Annotated in this window: 16 protein-coding genes and 1 pseudogene; 9 read left to right on the plus strand and 8 right to left on the minus strand. The window is 68.8% G+C overall.

The window, feature by feature from the left end; genetic code table 11:
- Nucleotides 1-24 precede the first annotated feature (24 nt).
- Nucleotides 25-1,368, minus strand: a complete 1,344-nt coding sequence (locus C7453_RS15205; RefSeq protein ID WP_114728511.1) for a GntT/GntP/DsdX family permease — start codon at nucleotides 1,366-1,368, stop codon at nucleotides 25-27.
- Between the two features lie 302 nt (nucleotides 1,369-1,670).
- Between C7453_RS15205 and C7453_RS15210 the strand changes: the two genes are divergently transcribed.
- The 4 genes from C7453_RS15210 (at nucleotide 1,671) to C7453_RS19685 (ending at nucleotide 9,694) form a co-directional block, all read left to right on the plus strand.
- Nucleotides 1,671-3,122: a sugar porter family MFS transporter gene (locus C7453_RS15210; protein ID WP_114728513.1), complete on the plus strand. Its 1,452-nt coding sequence runs from the start codon at nucleotides 1,671-1,673 to the stop codon at nucleotides 3,120-3,122.
- 15 nt (nucleotides 3,123-3,137) lie between these two features.
- Nucleotides 3,138-3,884 carry a dienelactone hydrolase family protein gene (locus tag C7453_RS15215; RefSeq protein ID WP_114728515.1) on the plus strand — a complete coding sequence of 249 codons (747 nt, stop codon included), beginning with the start codon at nucleotides 3,138-3,140 and terminating at the stop codon, nucleotides 3,882-3,884.
- Nucleotides 3,885-3,890: 6 nt separating this feature from the next.
- The gene (locus C7453_RS15220) at nucleotides 3,891-5,270 is read left to right on the plus strand and encodes an MFS transporter (protein WP_114728517.1); all 1,380 of its coding nucleotides are present in this window, start codon (nucleotides 3,891-3,893) and stop codon (nucleotides 5,268-5,270) included.
- 344 nt (nucleotides 5,271-5,614) lie between these two features.
- The gene (locus tag C7453_RS19685) at nucleotides 5,615-9,694 is read left to right on the plus strand and encodes an EAL domain-containing protein (RefSeq protein WP_114728519.1); all 4,080 of its coding nucleotides are present in this window, start codon (nucleotides 5,615-5,617) and stop codon (nucleotides 9,692-9,694) included.
- A gap of 66 nt (nucleotides 9,695-9,760) precedes the next feature.
- Here C7453_RS19685 and C7453_RS15230 read toward each other — a convergent pair whose 3' ends face one another.
- Both C7453_RS15230 and ubiA read right to left on the minus strand, forming a co-directional pair.
- Nucleotides 9,761-10,411, minus strand: coding sequence for a class I SAM-dependent methyltransferase (locus tag C7453_RS15230; protein WP_114728521.1), 651 nt, complete (start codon nucleotides 10,409-10,411; stop codon nucleotides 9,761-9,763).
- A complete protein-coding gene (ubiA, locus tag C7453_RS15235; RefSeq protein ID WP_245949074.1) occupies nucleotides 10,408-11,322 on the minus strand; it encodes a 4-hydroxybenzoate octaprenyltransferase in 915 nt (304 codons plus the stop codon). Before ubiA ends, C7453_RS15230 begins: the two co-directional genes overlap by 4 nt.
- 143 nt (nucleotides 11,323-11,465) lie before the next feature.
- Between ubiA and C7453_RS15240 the strand changes: the two genes are divergently transcribed.
- From C7453_RS15240 to C7453_RS15255, 4 genes and pseudogenes are all read left to right on the plus strand, one after another.
- Nucleotides 11,466-12,218, plus strand: coding sequence for a 16S rRNA (uracil(1498)-N(3))-methyltransferase (locus C7453_RS15240; RefSeq protein ID WP_114728524.1), 753 nt, complete (start codon nucleotides 11,466-11,468; stop codon nucleotides 12,216-12,218).
- A gap of 75 nt (nucleotides 12,219-12,293) precedes the next feature.
- Complete coding sequence (locus tag C7453_RS15245) at nucleotides 12,294-13,706, plus strand: glutamate--cysteine ligase (protein ID WP_114728526.1); 1,413 nt, start codon at nucleotides 12,294-12,296, stop codon at nucleotides 13,704-13,706.
- Nucleotides 13,707-13,854: 148 nt separating this feature from the next.
- Nucleotides 13,855-13,953: pseudogene (locus C7453_RS19690) on the plus strand (iron exporter MbfA); the annotation flags it as partial.
- 191 nt (nucleotides 13,954-14,144) lie between these two features.
- Complete coding sequence (locus C7453_RS15255) at nucleotides 14,145-14,804, plus strand: LolA family protein (RefSeq protein ID WP_114728528.1); 660 nt, start codon at nucleotides 14,145-14,147, stop codon at nucleotides 14,802-14,804.
- Nucleotides 14,805-14,832: 28 nt separating this feature from the next.
- On the opposite strand, the gene rsmI is transcribed toward C7453_RS15255, so the two are convergent.
- Nucleotides 14,833-15,897, minus strand: coding sequence for a 16S rRNA (cytidine(1402)-2'-O)-methyltransferase (gene rsmI / locus C7453_RS15260; protein ID WP_245949075.1), 1,065 nt, complete (start codon nucleotides 15,895-15,897; stop codon nucleotides 14,833-14,835).
- Between rsmI and C7453_RS15265 the strand changes: the two genes are divergently transcribed.
- A complete protein-coding gene (locus C7453_RS15265; protein ID WP_114728530.1) occupies nucleotides 15,885-17,291 on the plus strand; it encodes a penicillin-binding protein activator in 1,407 nt (468 codons plus the stop codon). The genes rsmI and C7453_RS15265 overlap by 13 nt on opposite strands.
- A gap of 24 nt (nucleotides 17,292-17,315) precedes the next feature.
- On the opposite strand, the gene C7453_RS15270 is transcribed toward C7453_RS15265, so the two are convergent.
- The 4 genes from C7453_RS15270 to C7453_RS15285 form a co-directional block, all read right to left on the minus strand.
- A complete protein-coding gene (locus C7453_RS15270) occupies nucleotides 17,316-17,672 on the minus strand; it encodes a hypothetical protein (protein ID WP_114728532.1) in 357 nt (118 codons plus the stop codon).
- A 327-nt stretch (nucleotides 17,673-17,999) separates the two neighbouring features.
- Nucleotides 18,000-18,923 (minus strand): lysophospholipid acyltransferase family protein, encoded by a 924-nt coding sequence (locus C7453_RS15275; protein ID WP_114728534.1) that lies wholly within the window; start codon nucleotides 18,921-18,923, stop codon nucleotides 18,000-18,002.
- A complete protein-coding gene (lpxK, locus tag C7453_RS15280) occupies nucleotides 18,920-19,915 on the minus strand; it encodes a tetraacyldisaccharide 4'-kinase (protein WP_114728662.1) in 996 nt (331 codons plus the stop codon). Before lpxK ends, C7453_RS15275 begins: the two co-directional genes overlap by 4 nt.
- Nucleotides 19,915-21,876, minus strand: a complete 1,962-nt coding sequence (locus C7453_RS15285) for a glycosyltransferase N-terminal domain-containing protein (protein WP_114728536.1) — start codon at nucleotides 21,874-21,876, stop codon at nucleotides 19,915-19,917. The genes lpxK and C7453_RS15285 overlap by 1 nt, the downstream gene beginning before the upstream one ends.
- Nucleotides 21,877-21,892: the final 16 nt, after the last annotated feature.

The following is a 21,892-nucleotide window of genomic DNA, read 5'->3' on the forward strand; positions in this document are numbered from 1 at the left end:
TTCCTGGCTCGGGCGGTCAGGCTCTCAGTGGATGAAGAGTGAGGCCAGCAGACAGAAGACCAGGCCCAGTACTGCGATCAGGGTTTCGACGACCGACCAGGTCTTGATGGCCTGGCCGACGGTGAGGCCGAGATATTCCTTGATCTGCCAGAAGCCGGCATCGTTCATCGGGCCCAGGGCGACCGAGCCGGCGCCGGTGGCCAGCACCATCAGCTCGGGCGACGTGCCGTGGCTGTGCAGCAGGATCGGGCCGACGATGCCCGATGCGGTGCTCATGGCCACGGTGGCCGAGCCCGCCGCGACGCGAACCACCACCGCCACCAGCCATGCCAGCACCAGCAGCGGCACATGCGCGCCCACCGCGACATCGGTGATGGCCTTCGACACGCCGCTGTCGATCAACTCGCGCCCGAAGCCGCCGCCGGCGCCGACCAGCAGCATGATCAGCGCCGTGGGGCCGAGACATTCGGTGGTGAAGTGCAGGATCGTCTCACGCGAGAAGCCGCGCGCCAGGCCGAGCACGTAGAAGGACAGGACCGTGGCCAGCAGCAGGGCGATGTCGGTATTGCCCACGAAATGCAGGACCGTGTTCGGCATGCTGCCGGGCGGCGTGACAAGGTCGGCGGCCGAGCCCAGCAGCATCAGCAGCACCGGCGCCAGGATGGTCAGCACCGTGGTGAGGAAGGGCGGCATGTCGGTTGGCCGGTCCTTGCTGGCGAACTGCTCGGCCAGGGCGGCCTCGCCTTCCAAACGGATGTGCGGCGTGATGAAGCGGGCATAGACCGGGCCGGCGAGGGCTGCGATCGGCGTGCCGATGATCACGCCCCAGAAGATCGTGCGGCCGGTATCGGCATGATATGCCGCCAGCGCCAGCAGGGTGGCCGGATGCGGCGGGACCATCGCATGGGTGACGGAGAGCGCCGCCGCCATCGGCAGTGCCACCAGCAGCAGGGGCGTGGATGTGCGCCTGGCCAGGGTGAAGGCCAGCGGGATCAGCAGCACGAAGCCGACTTCGAAGAACACCGGCAGGCCGATCAGCAGGCCGATGACCATCATGGCCCAGCTGATGCGCTTTTCACCGGCCAGGCGGGTGATGGTGAGGGCGATCTGGTCCGCTCCGCCGGATTCGGCCAGCATCTTGCCCAGCATGGTGCCCAGCGCGATGACGGTCGCGATGTGGCCGAGCACATGGCCCGCGCCTTCCTCGAACGAGGCGACGGCCTTCTGGGGCGGCATGCCGGCGCAGATCGCCAGCAGAATAGAGACGCAGACCAGTACGATGAAGGGATTGAGCTTGTAGCGCCCGATGAGGAGCACGACCGCACCAATCGCCGCGGTCGCCAGGGAAATTGCCAGAATTGGGGACATTGGACCGCGTCTGTAGTGAATGTGAACGTGCATCAGCGCGGAACGGGTGCACGAATGTCAATGGTTTCGCTCTCACATCCGGGAGAGGTGGATCGGTTCACTGTCCGGGCATTTTTTTTCTTCACGGGGCGGCGTGGCATGGTGTCTGGCCATGCGTGTGGATTTGGTTCCATAACGGAGCGATTTCCCTGCTTCGCGGTGCCGGGATCGGGTTTGCATGGAACGACACAGGACAGACAGGGCGGGAGACAACCCGCCTGGACGCCCCGCCGGGCGCCGAATCCGGGAAAGGACACCATGACATGACAGCGGATCAGACGAAGGTGCCCCAGCCGGCAGTGGGGCAGCCGGCAGCGGGCGAGACGGCGACGGGTCTGGCGGCGGGCGGGTCGCATGCGGCTGCGCGGGCGGTGGTGGTCGGCATTCTGGCGGCGATGGCCGGGCTGATGTTCGGGCTGGATACCGGCGTGATCGCCGGGGCGCTGGGCTTTATCGGCGATGAATTCCATGCCGCCGCCCGGACGCAGGAATGGATCGTCTCGTCGATGATGGCCGCCGCCGCGCTGGGTTCGGTGGTGGCGGGGCGCATCTCGTTCCGGCTGGGGCGGCGGCGGGCGCTGCTGGCGGCGTCGCTGCTGTTCGTCGCGGGCTCCGGGTTGTGCGCGCTGGCGCCGTCGGTGGCGGTGCTGATCGTCGGCCGGGTGCTGCTGGGGCTCGCCGTCGGGATCGCGGCGTTTGCGGCGCCGCTCTATATTTCGGAAATCTCGCAGGAATCGGTGCGTGGGGCGATGATCTCGTTCTACCAGCTCATGGTCACGCTCGGGATCTTTCTCGCCTATGTCACCGACAGCCTGCTCGCCTATGGCGGGCACTGGCGCTGGATGCTGGGGCTGATGGCGGGGCCGGCGGCGCTGTTCTGTGCTGCCTGCCTGTTCCTGCCCGACAGTCCGCGCTGGCTGATGATGCGGGGCGAGCGGAGCCGGGCCAGCCAGGTGATGCGGCTGCTGCGCGTGAGCCCGGCGGAGGCCGATGCGGAAATCCGCGACATTGCGCAGGAACTGAAGCGGGAGGGGAGCAACGGGCTGGCGTTCTTCCGCAGCAACCCGAACTTCCGCCGCTCGGTGCTGCTGGGGGTGGCGTTGCAGGTGATGCAGCAGGTCACCGGCATCAACGTGCTGATGTATTACGCGCCGAAGATCTTCCAGGCCGCGCATTTCGGGGTGTCCGCCGCGACCTGGGCCACGGCGCTGATCGGGCTGGTCAACATGGCCGCGACCGGTCTGGCCATTGCCTTCATCGACCGCTGGGGGCGGCGCCCGCTGCTGGTGCTGAGCTGCGCGATCATGACCGCCGCGATGCTGATGGCCGGTGGACTGGCCGCGATCGGCGGGGAGTCGACGCTGATCCTTGGCGGCATGGTGGTGGCGCTGCTGCTGTTCGTGGCCGGGTTCGCCATCGGGGCGGGGCCGATGGTGTGGACGCTGTGTTCGGAGATCCAGCCGCTGCGGGGCCGCGATTTCGGCATTGCGTGCTCGACCTTCACCAACTGGGCGGCGAACTGGCTGGTTAGCAACATTTTCCTGAGCGTGATGGCGGCGCTGGGGCAGAGCTGGACCTTCTGGCTGTTTGCCATCATGAACGGCGTGTTCATCCTGATCACCCTTGCCTACGTGCCCGAGACCAGGGGCGTGTCGCTGGAGGAGATCGAGGCGCGGCTGATGGCGGGCCGTCGGCTGCGGGATCTGGGACGATAGGGCGGGGCGACGGCGATGATACTGCGCGGGGACGAAACACAGGATATCGCGACGGCGACCGGCCCGATGCGGCTGCATGTGCTGCGCCCGGCGGCGGAAGGGCGCTTTCCCGGCGTGGTGCTGTTTTCCGAGATCTATCAGGTGACGGCGCCGATCCGCCGGCTGGCCGCGATGGTCGCCGGGATGGGCCATGTGGTGGCGGTGCCGGAAGTCTATCACGAATACGAGCCGGCCGGATGCGTGCTGGCCTATGACACGCCGGGGACCGATCGCGGCAATGCGCTGAAATATGCCAAGCCCCTGGCGGCCTATGACGATGATGCCCGTGCGGCCGTGGCGTGGCTGGCGGCGCATCCGGCCTGCACCGGGCGGATCGGGACGATGGGTGTGTGCCTGGGCGGGCATCTGGCCCTGCGGGCGGCGATGAACCCCGCCGTGCAGGCGGCGGCGTGCTTCTATGCCACCGACATTCATTCCGCGTCGCTGGGCGAGGGGCGTGCCGACGATACCCTGTTGCGGCTGGGCGAGATTGTCGGCGAGGCGATGATGGTCTGGGGGCGGCAGGACCCGCATGTGCCTTTCGCGGGGCGGCAGACGATCCGTGCGGCGCTGGAGGGGGCCGGGGTTCGGCATGAATGGTACGAGGTGAATGGCCAGCATGCCTTTCTGCGTGACGAGGGGCATCGGTTCGACCCGGTGCTGTTCCTTCAGGCCATGGCGTGGGTTCAGGCGCTGTTCGCCCGTGCCCTGCGGGCGGACTGAGCGGCCATGACGGGGAAAGTCCTGCACGAAGGCGAGGGTCTTTACGGTCTGCCTCGGGCGCTGGCGATGTTCGCCGTGGCGCTGTCGGTCCTGCTGTCGGTGCTGGATTATGCCATCGCCAACGTCGCGTTGCCGACGATCGCGCAGGATATCCATGCCAGCCCGTCTTCGTCGATCTGGGTGATCAACGCCTATCAGATGGCCTGCTTGGCGACGCTGCTGCCGCTGGCCTCGCTGGGGTCGCGGCTGGGCTTCGCGCGGCTGTGCCGGATCGGGCTGGCGACGTTCGTGGTGGCGTCGGTGTTCTGCGCGATGTCGCATACGCTGCTGGAGCTTGCGCTGGCCCGCGCGCTTCAGGGCATCGGCGGCGCGTGCATCATGAGCGTGAATATCGCGCTGGTGCGCTTCATCTACCCCCATGCCGAGATCGGCAAGGGCATCGCGCTGAACGGGGTGGTGGTGGCGACGGGCGTGGCGCTTGGGCCGACCATTGCCTCGGCGGTGCTGTCGGTGGCGGACTGGCCGTGGATTTTCCTGATCAACCTGCCGCTGGGCGGGGCGGCGATGGTGGCGGCGCTGGTTTATCTGCCCGCCACGCCGCGCAGCCTGTCGTCATTCGACCTGCCCAGCGCGGCCCTGAACGTGGTGGCCATCGGCTGTCTGGTGGTCGGGCTGGACAGTCTGGCGCATCGCAGCGGCCCGGTGGTGGCGGTGTGGCTGCTGCTGATCGGCGGCGCCGCGTTCTTCCAACTCGCGCGGCGGCAGACGGGGCGTTCGGACCCCATGCTGCCGCTGGACCTGCTGGCGGTGCCGGATTTCCTGATTGCGTTCAGCGTCGGCTCGCTGGCGTTCGTGGCGTCCAATTTCTTCATCATCTCCATGCCTTTTACGCTGGAGACGGTGCTGCATCGCTCGGCGGTGGCGACCGGGCTGCTGATCACGCCGTGGCCGGTGGGCATCGTTGCGATCTCGCCGCTGGTCGGGCGGCTGGCGGACCGGGTGCCGGCGGGCATTCTCTCGTCGATCGGGCTGTGCGTGACGGGGACGGGCTTCGTGCTGCTCTGCCTGCTGCCGGCGGATGCCGGGAATTTGGACATCGCCTGGCGGATCGCCATCGCCGGGATGGGATTCGGAATTTTCCAGGCGCCGAACAATCGCGCGATGATGGTGGCGGCGCCGCGTGGGCGCTCGGGCAGCGCCAGCGGCATGGTCTCGGTCGCCCGGCTGTGGGGGCAGACGATGGGGGCGATGTTCGTGGCCCTGACCTTCGGCTTCGTCCGCCATGATCCGACGCTGCGTTGCCTGGAACTGGCGGCGGCCTGCGCCTATGGGGCGGCGCTGATCAGTTCCAGCCGCCTGGTGCGCGGGCGGCATCGGGGCGGCTGAGACGCTGTTTGCATGGTTACACGTCTGCCGGCGTGTTCTCCGTGCCCTGTGCTGCGGGCGTCAGGGCTGCTCCGCCCGGAGGCTCGACAAGACCCGCCAGCCATGCTGCCTCCCGGCACGCTCGCTCGGCAGGATGAGTGTTTGAATAGCCTCCGACCGTAAAGGCCAGTTGCGGGCATCGGGGGTTGCTCCCGCTTGCCAGCCTACATTTTCGGTCAGGCTGTGAGAACGTGATCGGAATTTGAGCAATTGTTTGAATTCATGAATATGACGCTGGCGCGGCGTGGGTTTTCGGTCAATCTTGTGCGGAATGTAATTTTCTATTTCGAGAGCTGGACTATCTGATGCGTCTGCCGCGCGTTTTGTTGCCTGCATCGCGTCGTCGCCTTGCGACGCAGGCCGAAGGCGAACCCGAGCGCAGCGGTGAGGACGGCGGCCCACGCCATCGCAGGCGGTTTCAGCAGCTTTATCGTCTGAATGGCTTCAATAGTTTCCTGGCGCGTGTCGGCATGGCGTTCGATCCCGCATCGGACGAAACCGCCATATTGAGTGCGGCGTGTGAGGCCGCGACCCGGAATGCGCGGCTGCGGGCGGCCTTTATCGCACGGCCGGATGCGCAGGGGGCGTTTCATCTGCTCGCGGAAAGTGGGCCGGTCGTGCAATTGCATGATCCTGTTTTTTCTGCCCGGCCGGACTTGGCGGGACAGTACGGTCTTGTCGGGCGTGTCTGGCATGGGGGGCAGCCGGTCTTTTGCGCCGATGTGGCGCGGGAGGACGCGTTGCTGCCCTGGCGGCCGCGGATGCGGGAACTGGGGGTGCGATCGTGCGCGGTGTTGCCGCTGTGGCGCGGTGGCGAGGTCTGGGCCGTGTTCGGCGTTTATGACGGGCAGGCGGATGCATTCGATCCCGCGATCTCGACGATCTTGCTGGAGGCGGCGACCAGCCTGTCGCGTGGGCTGAAGACGCTTGACGAGCGGCGGCTGAAGGCCGCCCAGATCGACCGGGCGCAGGTGGGGATCGTACTGCTGCGCGATGCGCGCATCCATGCCGCGAACAGCTTTGCTGCCGGCCTTGCGGGTTGCGCGCCCGATGGCCTGCATCACGCGCCTGCGGAACGCATTGTGGGCGGCGATGAAGCCCGTCTGGAGCAGGCGCGGACGCAATTGCGGGAGACGGGTCGGGCCAGGCTCTCCGGTGTGCCGTTGCCCCGGCCGGACGGGCATGACCTGATTGCCGATCTTTCCGCCGTGGCGCTGGACGATCCGCCGGGTGCGGACTCGGTGTGGACGATGGAGGACGTGACCGGGCGCGATGAAACGGAGCGTTTGTACCGCGCGCTGATCAATGCCGTCTCCGCCATGCTGGCCGCCGAGGACGAGGCGGAAAAATGCCGTGCCGTGTGCGAGACGCTGGTGGATGGCACGCTGTTCAATGCCGTGTGGCTGGTGCAGCCCGACCTGTCCGGCCGGATGGTGGTGCGGGCGCACGCGGGCCGGGGCGGGGATATGATCGCCCGGCTGAACTGGCGGATCGATCAGGATTCCGGCCCCCTGCCGATGACGGTGCGGGCCTGGCGGGACGCGTGTCTGGTCCATACCAACGATATGGCGACCGATCTTGTCGGGATCCCGGGATATGGGACGGTGATGCGCTACGGATGGCGTGCCGTGCTGTCGGTTCCCGTGCTGCGGGGGGGGCAGATCTGGGCCGTGCTGACGCTCACGACGCTGCGGGCCAGTGGCTTCGAGGACAAGAGCATCACGCTGTGCCGGCGGCTGGCGGAATTGCTGGGCCGGAGCTTCGATCGGCTGGATACCAGCCGCAATCTGGAACAGTTGCGGCAGGAGGAAGCGAGGCGGGCCCGGCGCGACGTGCTGACCGCGCTGCCCAACCGGCTGGCGCTGGAGGAATATCTGCCCAGGGCACAGGAACGGGCACGGGCGCGCGGCATGTCCGTGGCAGTGGGGCTGATGGATCTGGACGGCTTCAAATCCGTCAACGACACCTATGGCCATGCGGCCGGGGACAAGGTGCTGGTCGAATTGAGCCGGCGGTTATGGGAGGCGCTGCGCGAGAACGGCTATATTGCCCGGCTGGGAGGCGACGAGTTCGTGGTCGTTCTGGAAAATCTCGACAAGGATACGGCAAACGAGCAGGCCTCGGTAGAACTGGACCGTCTGTCGTCGGTCGTGGGGGAGCCGTTCGTCCTGGAAGACGGGACCACCGCCCGGGTGGGGCTTGCCATGGGGGTGGCGTTTTATCCGCAGGACGGTGAAAAGCCGGAGGCGTTGCTGCGCCAGGCCGATAACGCGATGTACCAGGCCAAGCAGGGCCAAGGGCCGCGCGACGCCAACTGGCATTTCGCGGGTGCCCTCGACGAGGCGCGGATTCTCGACGACGAAGCGGCCGCGGACCTGTTGCCGATCGCGCCCTACGGGACGGTCGCCGCCGACCTGCTGGGTCGGGTGGTTGCGGCCGTCGCGCGGATCGGCGAACGCATTCGCCAGGGCGTGATTCCGGCGCTGTGGCAGAAAAGCGGCGGCGCGCCGGTGCTCGCCAATCTGACGGCCGAGCAGCATGAGCGCCTGACCGAGCGCGAGGTGAAGCATCTGGAATTCATGGTCGCGCCGGTGATCGTTCGGGAGGATCTGCTCGGGGAGGCGCGGAGGCTGGGTTCGATGTATGCCCTGTTCGGCGTCGATGCGGCCGTGATCGTCGCCGAACAGGGCTTCTATCTGCGCCTGCTGCTGGCGGAGATGGAAGCCGGCGGGATGGACGGCGACGACCGCTATCGCGTGCAGCAGATCGTCGAAGCCCGCTACCGGGATGATCGCAGGATGCGGCGCATGATCGCGCAGCAGGTGCGCAAGGCCTATATCGCCGCCCTCTCCGACGAGATGCCCGGCGGCGCGTGGAGCGCGGTCAGTAACGACGCGCTGACCGCGCTTGCGAAACTGCCCGGTATTCGGTCGGCATTTCTGATGCGCCCCAACGCGGCGGGGGAACTGGTCGCGCAGACCATTGCCGGACCCTGTGCCACGGCGCTGGACGAGGCGTTGCTGCGTGGCGAGGTGCGGCCCGTGATTGCCTCCAGTGCGCGCCGGGGCAGCTTTATCGGTGCCCAGGCCTGGCGCACGGGTGCGTGGCAGAGTTGTCCGTCGGTCGAACTGGATGGTGCCATGGCACCGTGGCATGCACTGATGGCCAATCTGCGCATCCGTTCGGCCATGAGCGTGCCGATCCGGCGCCTGGACGGGACGACGGCGCTGGTGCTGACCCTGTTCGGTGCCTGCCCCAACCAGTTCGAATCCGCCGACATGCGGCAGTTCATCGTTGGATTGCAGGAAAAATGGGAACGCCTGTGGCGGGATGGGCAGGACATGTCCGACGCGCGTGCGGGCCGCCTGCGCGAGCGCCTGTTCTCCGGGGGGCTGCGCATGTTCATGCAGCCGGTCATCGACCTGCGCACCGGGCAGTTGCTGAAGGTGGAGGCGCTGGCGCGGCTGCAGGATGCCGACGGCACCATCCTGCCGCCCGCGACCTTTCTGGCATTGCTGGGGCATGATGAACTGGACCGGCTGTTCCAGTTCGGGCTCGAGCAGAGCCTGTCATGGCTGCGGTCGTGGGACGGCAAGGGTCTGTCGACCGAAATGTCGGTCAATCTGCCGCCATCCTGTCTGTCGAACACCAATGTGTTGCCCATGGTCGACGACATGCTGAACCGTCACGATATCGCCCCCCGCCGGCTGACGCTGGAAGTGCTGGAGACCCAGGGCCTCGATTCCGCCAAGCAGAAGGCGGCGCTGCGGGATTTCCGCTCCAGGGGCGTGCAGATGGCCATCGACGATCTCGGGGCCGGCCATAGCACGCTGCTGCGGCTTTCCGCGGCGCCCTTCGACTGCATCAAGGTGGATCAGGGCCTGCTGCGCTATGTCCGCGACGTGCCCTTGCAGGTCTTCAGCGTGATCCGCTCGCTGCGGGAAATGGGCCGCGATCTGCACAGCCAAGTGGTGGTGGAAGGGCTGGAAGATGCCGACATGATCGAGGCGATCTGCCATCTCGGCTGCCAGTACGGGCAGGGGTTCGGCATCGCCCGGCCCATGCCGCCAGATGATTTCCTGGACTGGCATCGCGCCTATGCGGAGCGTGATCCGGGCCGCGACCGGGTGGAAGAGGACAGCGAAATCCGCAGCGTTCTCGGTGCGCTGGCCTGGCTGTGGACGGCTACGCGCGACTGCCCGCCATTGGGGCAGTTCGCGTTCGGGGACGGACCGCTGACGCGATGGCTGGAACGGTTGGGTCGCGATGATTCCGAGGCAGCGCGATGGTACCGCATCTGTTCCGCCGGCCCGGTGCCGGAGGAGATGGCGCGCGACATGCGGGACTGGCTGGAGGACCGCGTGGTCAACGCCGCGCACGGATGAGGGGCCTTGGTGCCGATGCGCAGGAAGCGGGTGTCGGATCGTCGCCTGCGCCTGTTTCCGGGCGGATCAGGGGGTGACGCGGTAGAGGGTGGTGCGTCGTGCGTCGCGGTCTTCGAGTTCGCGGGTGGTCGGGATGTCGCGGGTGACGATCGGGTGCAGGCCGGCGCGGGGCAGGTAGGCGCGGCCGGGATCGGCGATCCAGACCTCGGCGGTGCGCGCGCATGCGCGCAGCCAGGGGAGGATATGCTCGGTCATCGGGTTTTCGTAGCAGACATCGCCGCACAGGATCAGGTCCCAGCGCGGCGCGGTGCCGACGAGGTCCGCGCCGGTGGCGGTGACGGCCACGCCGTTGGCACGCGCGTTCAGCGTGGTGGCGGCGACGGCCAGCGGGTCGATTTCGGCGGCCTCCACCATGCTGGCGCCGACCTGCGCGCAGGCGATGGCGGCGATGCCGCAGCCCGCCGCGAAATCCAGCACCCGGCGGCCGGCGACCAGGGCGGGATTGTCCAGGATATGGCGGGCCAGCAACTGGCCGCCGGGCCAGGCGAAGGCCCAGAAGGGGGGCTCGATATCCTGCCGGGTCAGCCAGTCTTCGCTGGCCTGCCAGATCGGGGTGATCTCGGTGGCCAGGTGCAGCGTGATCTCGGGCACCAGCGGGGCGTGGGCCGGGCTGGTGTTGGCGAGGATGAAGGATTCGGGATCGGGGCGGGTGCTCATCGGCCGGTCAGCCCGGCCAGGATAGCCAGGGCCACGGCCAGCCCCGTCTCGCGGTTGGAGCGGAACAGCATCAGGCAGCGGCGCGGATCGGTGCTGTCGAGATGGGCGACCTGCCAGCCCAGCGCGATGGCGGGCAGCACCATCGCCACCCAGAAGCCGATGGTGCAGCCGGCCAGCCAGCCCGCCAAAAGCAGGGCTGCCACGGCCAGTCCGTAGCAGGCCCCGACGAACTGGCGGGGTTGGCCCGCCCACAGGCGGGATGTCGATTTGACGCCGATGCGCGCGTCGTCCTCCATGTCCTGGAAGCCGTAGATGGTGTCGAAGCCGAGCTGCCAGAGGATGGTGGCGGCATAGAGCGCCGCCCATGCGGCGTCGATCCGCCCGGCCGCCGCCGCGTAGCCCATCGGGGCGCCGAAGCCGAAGGTGAAGCCCATGACGAGCTGGGGCCACCAGGTGAAGCGTTTGGCCAGCGGATACAGCCCCACCAGCAGCAGCGAGCCCACGCCCAGCAGGCGGCAGAGCCCGTTGAGTTGCAGCAGGATGACCAGTCCGATCGCCAGCAGCAGGGCGAGGAACCAGGCGGCCTGGCGCATGCGCAGCGCACCGGAGGCCAGGGGGCGGCCCGCCGTGCGCGCCACCATCCGGTCGATATCGCGATCCCACATGTCGTTGACCACGCAGCCGGCCGACCGCATCACCACGCTGCCGATCCCGAACAGCAGCGCCAGCCGCAGGCGCTCGCCGGCCTCGACCCCGCCGGGCAGCAGGATGCCCCACAGGCCGGGCAGGAACAGCAGCCAGGTGCCGATGGGCCGGTCCAGCCGTGCCAGCAGCGCGTATGGGCGCAGCGCCGCGGGCAGGCGGCTGATCCAGCCTGTGGTCCGGATGTCGGTATGGGGGAGCGGGGTCACGCTGGGGTCTCCGTCTGGACACGCGGGCACAATAGAGGCATCGGGAGCAGCTTGTGCCCGCGTGTGAATGGGGCGCGGGATGGAAGCGGTCAAGGGCCGGGTGCGGGAGGGCATGTTCCCGGCCGGTCGGAGGTGGTGTCGTCATGAAGGATTGTCCTCGCCTGTTCGCCGATCCGGCTGGAAAGCCGCCGATGGAGGCGGATGCGGTGCGCGATCTGGAGCCGGGGCAGGCCCATTACCTTGGCACCGTGATGCGGATGGCGCCGGGGGCGGAGGTTGCGCTGTTCAATGCCGGGGACGGGGAATGGCTGGCCAGTCTGGTGGCGGTGCGGCGCGACCGCGCGCAGGTGCAGCTGCTGCATCGCCGCCGCGCGCCCGAGCCCGCATGCGGGCCGGTGTTGCTGTTCGCGCCGCTGAAACGCGATGCCACCGACATGGTGGTGCGCATGGGCACCGAGCTGGGCGTGACGCGCTTCCTGCCCGTGCTGACCGAGCGTACCAATACGCATCGCGTCAATGTCGGGCGGCTGGAAGCCATTGCGATGGAGGCGGCGGAGCAGTGCGAGCGCCTGGACGTGCCGACGATCGGCGAGCCCGTACGCCTGCCCGAGCAACTGGCGGCGTGGCCGGCCGGGTGCACCCTGTTCGTGGCGGCGGAGCGCGACGGGCCGGATGACGGGGTGGGGGAGATCGACCGCGTGGCCGATGGCGACGGGCTGCTGGTCGGCCCCGAGGGCGGGTTTTCCGACGCCGAGCGGCGCATGTTGCGTGCGCGGCCGTTTGTCAGGATGATCACGTTGGGAAAACTGATCCTGCGGGCGGATACGGCGGCGGCATGCGGCCTCTCCCTGATGGGGGCTGGCTTCCGGCGCGCGTCTGGTGCAGATTCGCGCTAACCGACCGGTCGGTCGCATGGCTGCGGCGGACCCTTCCGTCGATCCGTTCTGTCTTTGAAGGCTTGTTCAGAAACGATGTCGAACCCCGGCGAGCAAGATACCACCCCTGTTGAATCGATCGGCCAGTTGGCCGGGTTGCTGGCGGAGGGGGGCAAGCCGCGCGAACGGTGGCGGATCGGCACCGAGCATGAGAAATTCGGCTTTGTCCTGCCGGCCGCCGCCGGGCCGGAGCGGACGCCCTGGATGCCGCCGCCCTATGCGCCCGACGGAATCGGCGAGATCCTGACCGACCTGAACCGCCAGGATGGCGGTGGCAGATGGGAAGCGATCGAGGACAGGGGCAAGCTGATCGGGCTGAAGGGAATCGGCCCTGAACGCGGCGGGTCGGTGTCGCTGGAGCCGGCGGGGCAGTTCGAACTGTCGGGCGCGCCGTTGGCCAGCCTGCATGAGACGGGCCATGAGATGGCCCGGCATTTCGAGGCGATCCGCCCCGTCAGCCGCTCGCTGGGCATCGGCTTCGCGCCGCTGGGCTTCCACCCGATGGCGCGGCGCGCGGACATGCCGTGGATGCCCAAGAGCCGCTATGCGATCATGCGCAACTACATGCCCAAGGTCGGCACGCTGGGGCTGGACATGATGACGCGGACCTGCACCGTGCAGGTTAATCTGGATTTTGCCTCCGAGACCGACATGCTGCGCAAGCTGCGCGTGTCGCTGGCGTTGCAGCCGGTGGCGACCGCGCTGTTCGCCAATTCGCCGTTCTATGAGGGGAAGCCGAACGGGCTGCTCTCCAACCGCGCGCATGTGTGGACCGATACCGACAATGTGCGCTCGGGCATGCCGCTGGCCTTCTTCGATCCGTCATTCGGGTTCGAGGCTTATGTGGAATGGCTGCTGGATGTGCCGATGTATTTCATCGTGCGCGACGGGCAGATCCTGGACGTGGCCGGGCGGTCGTTCCGGGCGTGGATGAAGGGCGAGCGCCAGGACGGGCTGGAGGGTCTGGTGCCGACCATCGGCGATTTCGAGGACCATATGACCACCGCTTTTACCGATGTGCGGCTGAAGCGCTTCCTGGAAATGCGCGGCGCGGATGCGGGGTCGCCCGAGATGATGCTGGCGCAGTCCGCGCTGTGGGTGGGCCTGCTGTATGACGATGCGGCGCTGACGGCGGTCGATGCGCTGGTGCGCGAGCGGGACTGGGCGGACTATGTCGCGCTGCGTGCCGCCGTGCCGCGCCAGGGGCTGGACGCGCCCTGGGCCGGAGGGGTGGCACACGACCTGGCCGCCCGCATGGTGGCGATCGCGGCCGAAGGGCTGCGCGCGCGCGCGGTGACGGATGGCAACGGGCGCGACGAGAGCCATCTGCTGGCGCCGTTGCAGGCGATTGCGGCCGGCGCCCCGACCCAGGCCGAGCATTGGCTGGAGCGGTATCATGGCGCGTGGCAGGGCGATGTGAGCAGGATCTTCGCCGAAGCGGCGGTTTGATCGGTCTCTGATCTGTCGTAGCCGATAACGCGCGTTATTCTCGCGATGTCGAAACGTCTTGTGTATGCCGGGAGAGTTTCGGCATGCAGTTTTCATGCGCCAATTCACGACGCTGAACGATCGAGAGATCCTTGCCTTCGCCATTTCGAACGAGGACGAAGACGCGCGGCGGCGCGTCGTGTTGCAGGTGATCCAGCCCGGTCTGGTCGGGTTGATGGATGGGTCGGTCTCCACGCTCGCGCCCGTCTTGTGGCTTCAGCATACGGTTCCTGAACGGATCACGGTTTTTTCGTTCTTTTTTTAAAAGAACATTTCGGTCGGACCTGCATGGTACGGTCGGCGCCTTGATCTTGCCGGAATGATCGGGCAACGAAGTCGGGCTGGACCGGTGCCTGCGCGAGGTATCGGCTGGTGACCTCCTGCGACCGACCGGGTGCCATGACGCGACCGAACCGCCTGCCTTTCCTGCCGACCCGTCTTGCGACCTGCCTGCTGGGCGGGTTGATGGCCGGGGCCTGTCTGCCCGTGGCCGCGCTGCATGCCCAGACGGCGGCCGCGACGCTCTCGACCGCCGATCGCGGGTGGGTGCAGCGTATCCAGACCTATCTGGACGGGATTACGACGCTGGAGGCGCAGTTCCAGCAACTGGCTCCGGACGGCAAGCGGGCCACCGGCACGGCATGGCTGAACCGGCCGGGGCGGATGCGCTTCGAATATGACAAGCCGAGCCCGCTGTTGCTGGTGGCCAATCATGGTCAGGTCGTCTTCAACGACAGCCAGTTGGGCCAGACCACGACGCTGCCGCTGGACAAGACGCCGCTGGGGCTGCTGCTGCGGCCCGGCCTGCAACTGTCGGGCGACGTGACCGTTACGGCTTTCACGCATGCCAACGGGCTGGTGCAGGTTACGCTGGTGCGGACCGCCTCGCCGGGGGACGGGAGCCTGACATTGGTGTTCCATGACAATCCATTGTCGCTGCGCTCGTGGAGTGTGGTCGATGCGCAGGGACAGGCGACGCAGGTCGATCTGTTCAATGTCCGCCTTGGCGGCGGCCCGATGCCGGATGGGCTGTTCGATACGAATATTGGTGACCAGTAAGCGGGATGGATCGGCCGGGGATCCGGGGCTAGCGGTGCTGCTCGTCAGGCCCGGCTTCGCGGGCGAGTTCCAGCGCGCGGGCGTAGACCGTACGGCGCGGAAGGTTGATCGCGCCGGCGACCAGGGCCGCTGCATCCTTGACCGACAGGGTCGTCAGTGCCGCGCGCAGCCGGTCGTCCAGATCGTCGGCACCCGTGTCATCCTCGGCGGGCGGACCCAGCAGGACGGTGATTTCCCCGCGTGCCCGATAGTCGGCGTACCAGGCGGCCAGTGTGCCGACAGGGCCACGACGCACCTCCTCGAACCGTTTTGTCAGTTCGCGCGCCACGGCGGCGGGACGGTCGGCGCCGAAGATGTCGGCGAGGTCGGCCAGCATCTCGGCCAGCCGGTGCGGGGCCTCGTGCCAGATCAGGGTGGCGGACAGGCCGGCCTGCTCGGCGGCGCGCAGTCTGGCCAGCCCTTCGCGCCTTGCCGCCGTGCGCGGCGGCAGGAAGCCCGAGAACATGAACGGATGCGGCGGCAGGCCGGACAGGGTCAGCGCCGTGATCGCGGCGTTGGGGCCGGGGACTGCCGTCAGCGTGATATCGGCCGCGATCGCGGCGCGCGCCAGGCGGAAGCCGGGGTCGGAGAGCAGTGGCGTGCCGGCGTCGGAAATGATGGCGATGCGGCGGCCGCGTTCCAACTGGCCGATCAGGGCGGGAATGCGCTGCTGCTCGTTATGGTCGTGCAGGGGCTCGGTGCGGGTGGTGATGCCGCGCGCGATGAGCAGGCGCGCGCTGGTGCGGGTGTCCTCGCACAGGATCAGGTCGGCTTCCGCGAGGGTGGTGGCGGCGCGGTCGCTGAAATCGCCGAGATTGCCGATGGGTGTGGAGACAAGCGTCAGCACGCCACGGCCGGGATGGCCGGTGGGCGGGATATCGTCTTCCTCTTCGGCGTGGGTTTCGAACGGGTCCTCCGCCGGAGGCGTGTCCTCGTGCGTGCCGGGGGCATGACGGGCGGGGTCGGCTCGGCTATGGGAAGATGGCGCAGGGCTGAAGGACGCGGCTTCATGGGGCGCGTGGAAAGGCAGGGACGAGGAAGATGAATCGGTCATTCGCAACCCGGATGCAGAAACAGCCCGTAAAGTCAGCCCGTCAGGGCCTGTCTGGCAAGGCCGGACTGCTGCTGGCGGCGTCGTTGGCCGGACTGGCGGCCTGCGCCGGTCCGGGCACGGAGCATCCCTTGCCGGTTCCGGCGGTGCCCGAGGCGGTTCCGCCCGGTCGGACGGTCGGCGTGCTGCTGCCGCTGAGTGGTGGCAACGCGCGGCTGGGCCAGGCGATGCTGTCGGCAACGCGCATGGCGCTGGGCAGCCCGACGGCGCCTCCGCTGGATATCCGCGACACGGGTGCCCCCGGTGGGGCGGGGGCGGCGGCGCAGGCTGCTCTTGCGAATGGTGACGGCGTGATCCTCGGGCCGCTGACGGCGGCCGAGACCGGGCAGGCTGCCGCGGTCTCCACCACGGCGTCGGTGCCGATGCTGGCCTTTACCAGTGACGTGTCGGTCGGCCGGCCTGGGGTATGGGCACTGGGGATCGCGCCGGAGCAGCAGGTCGAGCGGATGGTGATGGCGGCGCAGGCCGAGGGGCGGCAGCATTTTGCGGCCTTCCTGCCCGAGACGGCGCTGGGCCGGGCGATGGGCCGGGCGCTGGCGCGGAATTGCGCGGCGCGGGGCCTGGCCGCGCCGCAGATCGTCTATCATGCCGACAGCCCGGCCAGCATTACGCAGGGGCTGAAGACCCTGTCCAATTTCGATGTGCGCGCGATGGCGGCGCAGCCTGCCGCCCAGGCGGCATTGCCGCCCGATGCGGCGGCGGCGGTCGATCCCGTGGGGGGGGCAGTGCCGCAGGCGCAGCCGGCGCCTGCACCCTCGCGATTGGGACCGCCGCCCTTCGACGCGCTGCTGCTGGCCGATACCGGGCTGCAACTGGCGTCGGTGATCGAGGCGCTGCGTGCGTTCCAGGTGATCGGAGTGCCGCCGGTGCCGGGTGCCGTGGCGACGGCCGATGGGGCCGCGCCTGCGGCGGTGCCCCTGAATGCCGCCGCCCCGCCGGTGCGAATACTGGGGACGGCGCTGTGGGCATCATTCGCCGGCAAGCTCGGCCAGTTGCAGGGCGCATGGTACGCGGCGCCCGACCCGACGGCGCGGCAGCGGTTCGTCCAGCTTTACATGGCGCGCTATCACACCATGCCGACACCCCTGAGCGATCTGGCTTATGACGCCTCGGCACTGGTTGGGGCGCTGGATCGTGCGCGACCGGCGGACAGGCCGAACGGCTACACGGTCGAAGCCCTGACGCGGCCGGATGGATTTTCGGGGGTGGATGGCGTGTTCGGGCTGACGCCGGATGGTCAGACACGCCGGGATCTGGCGATTTTCCAGATCCAGCCCTCAGGGGGCGGGCGGATTGTCAGTCCCGCGGCGGGGCGTCTGGCGCGGGAGCAGAGCTGACGGGCAGAAAAGGGGCGGCGGCGGTCAGGCCGCCGCGGTCGCGCCGCAGGCCAGGACAGGGCGGATTGCGTAGAGCGCCGCTTCGAAGGTCTTGAAGGTGCCCAGCCGGTGGTCGCGCAGATTGTCGACCAGGACCCAGTTCATGCCCTCGGGACGCAACAGATAGGCCGGATCGGCGTTCTCACGTACCCAGACCAGCACGTGCTCGATCGGGCCGTTGCCGGAGCGGGGAGAAACATCGACGTCGCACAATCCCATACAGGTTCCGGCGTCGAGCCAGCGCATCAGATATTCCCGATGGCGGGGCAGGAAATTCGCGCGCAGCGAAACGACGTTGTCGGTGGAGAAAGTGGTCGCCTTCAGGGTCATCGTCGCGGGCATCTGTCATGTCCTCGGAGTATGGGCGGAACGAGGGAACGCTAGAGCGCGGTGCCGGGCATTGCCAAATTGAATCTGGTGGAAGTCGCCACTCAAAAAGGCAGAAGTTCGGGTATGTGGCAAAAAAGCAATGATTTGTTGCGAGAAAGACCTAATTTTAGGCACGAAATAGTGCATATGATCGTAACGTAATCAGCGCGTAAACGTGGGCTTCATCTCTTTGTCACATTTCTGGCGTGAATTGCCTGTGATTGATGCGATTGTGAGACGAATCTGCCCGCGATTGACCCTTATCGAAGCAGGGCTCGGGATGGATGCAGGGCCTGTGGATCAGCTGTAGGAGGATTTGGGCCAGCGGCGATGCAGCCACAGCCAGGTGCCGGGGCGGGCGCGGACCCAGTGTTCCAGCCGGTCGTTGACGGCTTGCGTCAGGGTCAGGATGTCGGCCTGCCGGTCGCCGCTGTCGGGCAGGTCGAGCGGGGGTTCGACATGGATGCGCAGGCGGGCCGGGCCTAGTCGCTCGACATAGCCGGGGATGACCGGGCAGCGATAGCGCAGGGCCATGGCGGCCAGGGCGGGCGCGGTCATGGCCGGGTGGCCGAAGAGTGTCGCCTCGATGCCGTCATTCATCTTCTGGTCGACCAGCATGCCCAGCCGGCCGCCGCGCGCGATATGGGCCAGGGCGCCGCGTGCGCCGCGTGCGCCCTTGGCGAACATGGGCACGGTCTCGCCCATTGCCGCTTCGCGTAGCGCGCGGATCATGCCGTCGACCAGCGGATTGCCGGCGGCGCGGTAGAACGAGGCGAAGGGCAGCCCGTGGCGGGCCACGCCGGGCGGCAGCATCTCCCAGTTGCCGATATGGCCGGACATGAAGATCACCGGGCCACCGCGTGCGACCTGCGCCGCCAGATGTTCGGCCCCGACGACATCCCAGCCCGGTCCCGATGCCGGGTTTTCCGGCAGGGCGGCGATATGCGGGAACTCGCCGACCGTGCGGCCCAGATTGTCCCACACCGCGCTGATTACTGCCCGTCGGGCTGGGGCGTCCAGTTCCGGCATGGCCAGGCGCAGATTGGCGTCCGCGATGCGCGAGACCGGCAGGCGCGGGCCGATGGCGCGGCAGACGGCGCCGCCGGCATTCGACGCCCCGACCGGGCCCAGGCGGCGCAGCAATGCCAGGGCTGCGCGCGCGGCCAGGGCTTCCAGCCGCATCAGCCGGGTGACGGGGCGGGTTTCGTCGCGGGGCTTGCTCATGAGGTGCTGGTTTCCGGTCTGCCTGCCAGCCATTGGTCCAGCAGCCGTTCCGGCGCGGCCGGGTCGGTCCATGCCAGCCCGACACCGATGCTCAGAACCTGGGCCCGCATGTTCGTGGGCAGGCGCGCGGCATCCTTCGGTGTGGTCAGCAGCGCCGCGCCGTGGACGGTGGCCAGGTCCCGCAGGCGATGCAGGTCGCGGGGGGTGTAGGGGTGGTGATCGGCGAAGGGGATGCAGGCCGCCGGTGCGATGCCCTGTCGGCGCAGGCCGTCGAAGAATTTTTCCGGGCGGCCGATGCCGGCGAAGGCGATGGCGGGGCGGCCGGCCAGCAGGGGTGTTGCGTCCTGCATCGCCAGGCTGGCGTGCAGGATCGGCAGGTGGCCGGGCAGGTGGGTGAGGGCGCCGGCATGGTCGTCGCCGATCAGGATCGCGGCGTGGGCGCGGGCGGCGCCGGTCGCGACCGGTTCGCGCAGGGGGCCGGCGGGGATGACATGGCCGTTGCCGAAGCCGCTGGCGCCGTCGATGACCGGCAGTCTCATGTCCTGAAAGAGGCCGGGATTCTGGAACCCGTCATCCATGAGCAGGCAATCCGCGCCTTCGGCGAGGGCTGCGCGGGCGCCGGCTACGCGGTCGGCCGAGACGTGGGTGGGGGCGAGGGCGGCCAGCAGGAGGGCTTCGTCGCCCACATCGGTGGCGTCGTGGCGGGTGGGATCGACCCGCAGCAGGCCGGCGCGGCGGCGGCCGTAGCCGCGCGTCAGGATATGGACGCGCCGGCCGCGCGCGATCAGCCGGGTTGCCAGATCCAGCACCAGTGTCGTCTTGCCCGCGCCGCCGGCGGTGAGGTTGCCGCAGCACAGGACCGGGATCGGGGCGTGCCAGCCGGGTTGGCGCAGGCGGCGCGCGGTGGCCCGCGCGTAGAGGGCAGCGGCGGGGGTCAGCAGCCGGGCCGACCAGCCACCATCCGCTGCGTACCAGAAACGCGGGGCGCGCATCAGCATGCGTCCATCAGGGCGAGCAGGCGTGTGGCCAGACGGTTAGGGAGGGTGGAAGCGGCGTGGGTCGCCGATGCGGCCTGTTGCCCGGCCTCGGTGCGGCGGGCGGGGTCGGCCAGCATTGTTTCCACCCATTTGGCCAGGGCGTCGGCATCGGGCACGATGTGTACCGCATTGCCCAGGCGGGTGAAGGCGTCGAGGAAGTTTTCCGTCAGGGGGCCGGTGGCCAGCGTGGCGCCGAAGCGGGCCGGCTCCAGCGGGTTGTGGCCGCCGCGCCGGCCGGGGCCGGGCAGACTGTTGCCGATGAAGACGATCGGCACCGCCTGATAGAACAGGCCCAGTTCGCCCAGCGTGTCGCAGATCCAGAAGGAGTCTTCCGGACCTGGTTCCTGCCCGGCCGCGCGGCGGGGGGCGTTGTCCAGGCCCTCGGCGATGGCCGGGCCGCGCTCGGGGTGGCGGGGGACGATGACGGTCAGCAATGTGGGGTAGCGGGTGCGGATCTGCCGGGCGGCCTTGGCGATCTCCTCTTCCTCGCCTGCATGAGTGGCGGCAGCCAGCCAGACCGGGCGGTGGGCGAGCAGGGCACGCACATGGGCCAGCGTCGTCGGGTCGGCTGGTAGGGGGGGGGCGGCGTTTTTCAGGTCACCCGGCGTGTCGATCCGTTCGGCACCCAGGGTCCGGAACCGGGCGGCGTCGCGATCGGAACGGGCAGCGATCCAGGCGAAGCGGCCCAGCATGCGCGCGGCCAGGCCGGGTACGCGGCCCCAGCCGGCCCGCGCGCGGTCGGACAGGCGCGCGTTCAGCAGGGCCAGCGGGATGCGTTGGCGGTGGCAGGCCTCGATCAGGTTGGGCCAGAGTTCGCTTTCGGTCAGGGCGGCGGCATCGGGGCGCCAGCGGCGGAGGAAGCGGTCGATCCAGCGGGGGACATCCAGCGGGATGAACTGATGGATGACCCGCGTGCCGCCTTTGATGTCGGCCAGCCGCTGTTCCAGCAGGGTGGCGGCGGTGACGGTCGCGGTGGTGACCAGCACATGCAGGCTGGCATTCTGGGCCAGCAGTTCTGCGATCACGGGCAGGATCGACAGGGTTTCGCCCACGCTGGCGGCGTGCAGCCAGACCAGTTTGCCGGGAGGGCGGGGCTGTGTGGTCAGGCCCATGCGCTCGCGCTGGCGGCCGCGTATTTCCTTGCCGCGAGCCAGGCGGCGGTGCAGCAGGAGCGTCAGGGCCGGGGCCAGCAGGGTGGCCAGTCCGGCCCAGAGCTGTTGCGCCGCGCGGGCCGGGGCGGGGGCTGCGGCGTGCATGGCCGCATCGAGGGCCCCGGTGAGGTTGGCGCGGGCTGTGTCCTGATCCTCGCGGGTGACGGCGATCGGCGCGCCGCAGACGATCCGGCCGCGCCCGAACGGCAGGGGGAGCATCATGCGGTCCCAGCCGCCCAGCCGCCAGCTTGCGCACCAGCCGCCCACCGGCACGATCGGGGCACCGGAGAGGCGGGCCAGGCCGATCGCGCCCTGTTCGACCTGCCGGCGGGGGCCACGCGGGCCGTCGGGAGTGATCACGACCGGGTCGCCGCTGCGGATCAGGGCCAGTAGCTGGCGCAGGGCTGCTGCGCCGCCCTTGTCCTTGCCCTTGCGGTCGGTCGAGCCGGCGATGGTGCCGGCGCCCCAGGGGGCGATGATGTCGGCGATCAGCCGGCCGTCGCGATTGCGGCTGATCAGGACGTGCGGCCGCAGGGTGGGGTTGCGCGCGATGGACCACCAGAGCAGGGCCGGGGTCAGGGCCAGCGTTTCGTGCCAGAAGGCGACCAGCACGGATTGTTCGCCCTGGCCGGTGAGGAGTGGGTATGCATCCGGGTGGATGTCGAAGGTCCACCGCGTGGTGCCGATTGTCAGCCGCAGATAGGCGCGCAGCAGTACGATCGCTGATGCGCGGGCCGCGCCCGCCCCGGTCAGGCGTTTCAGCATGGCGTGCCGCGCAGGG

The organism is Gluconacetobacter liquefaciens, from assembly GCF_003350405.1.
GTDB lineage: Bacteria > Pseudomonadota > Alphaproteobacteria > Acetobacterales > Acetobacteraceae > Gluconacetobacter > Gluconacetobacter liquefaciens.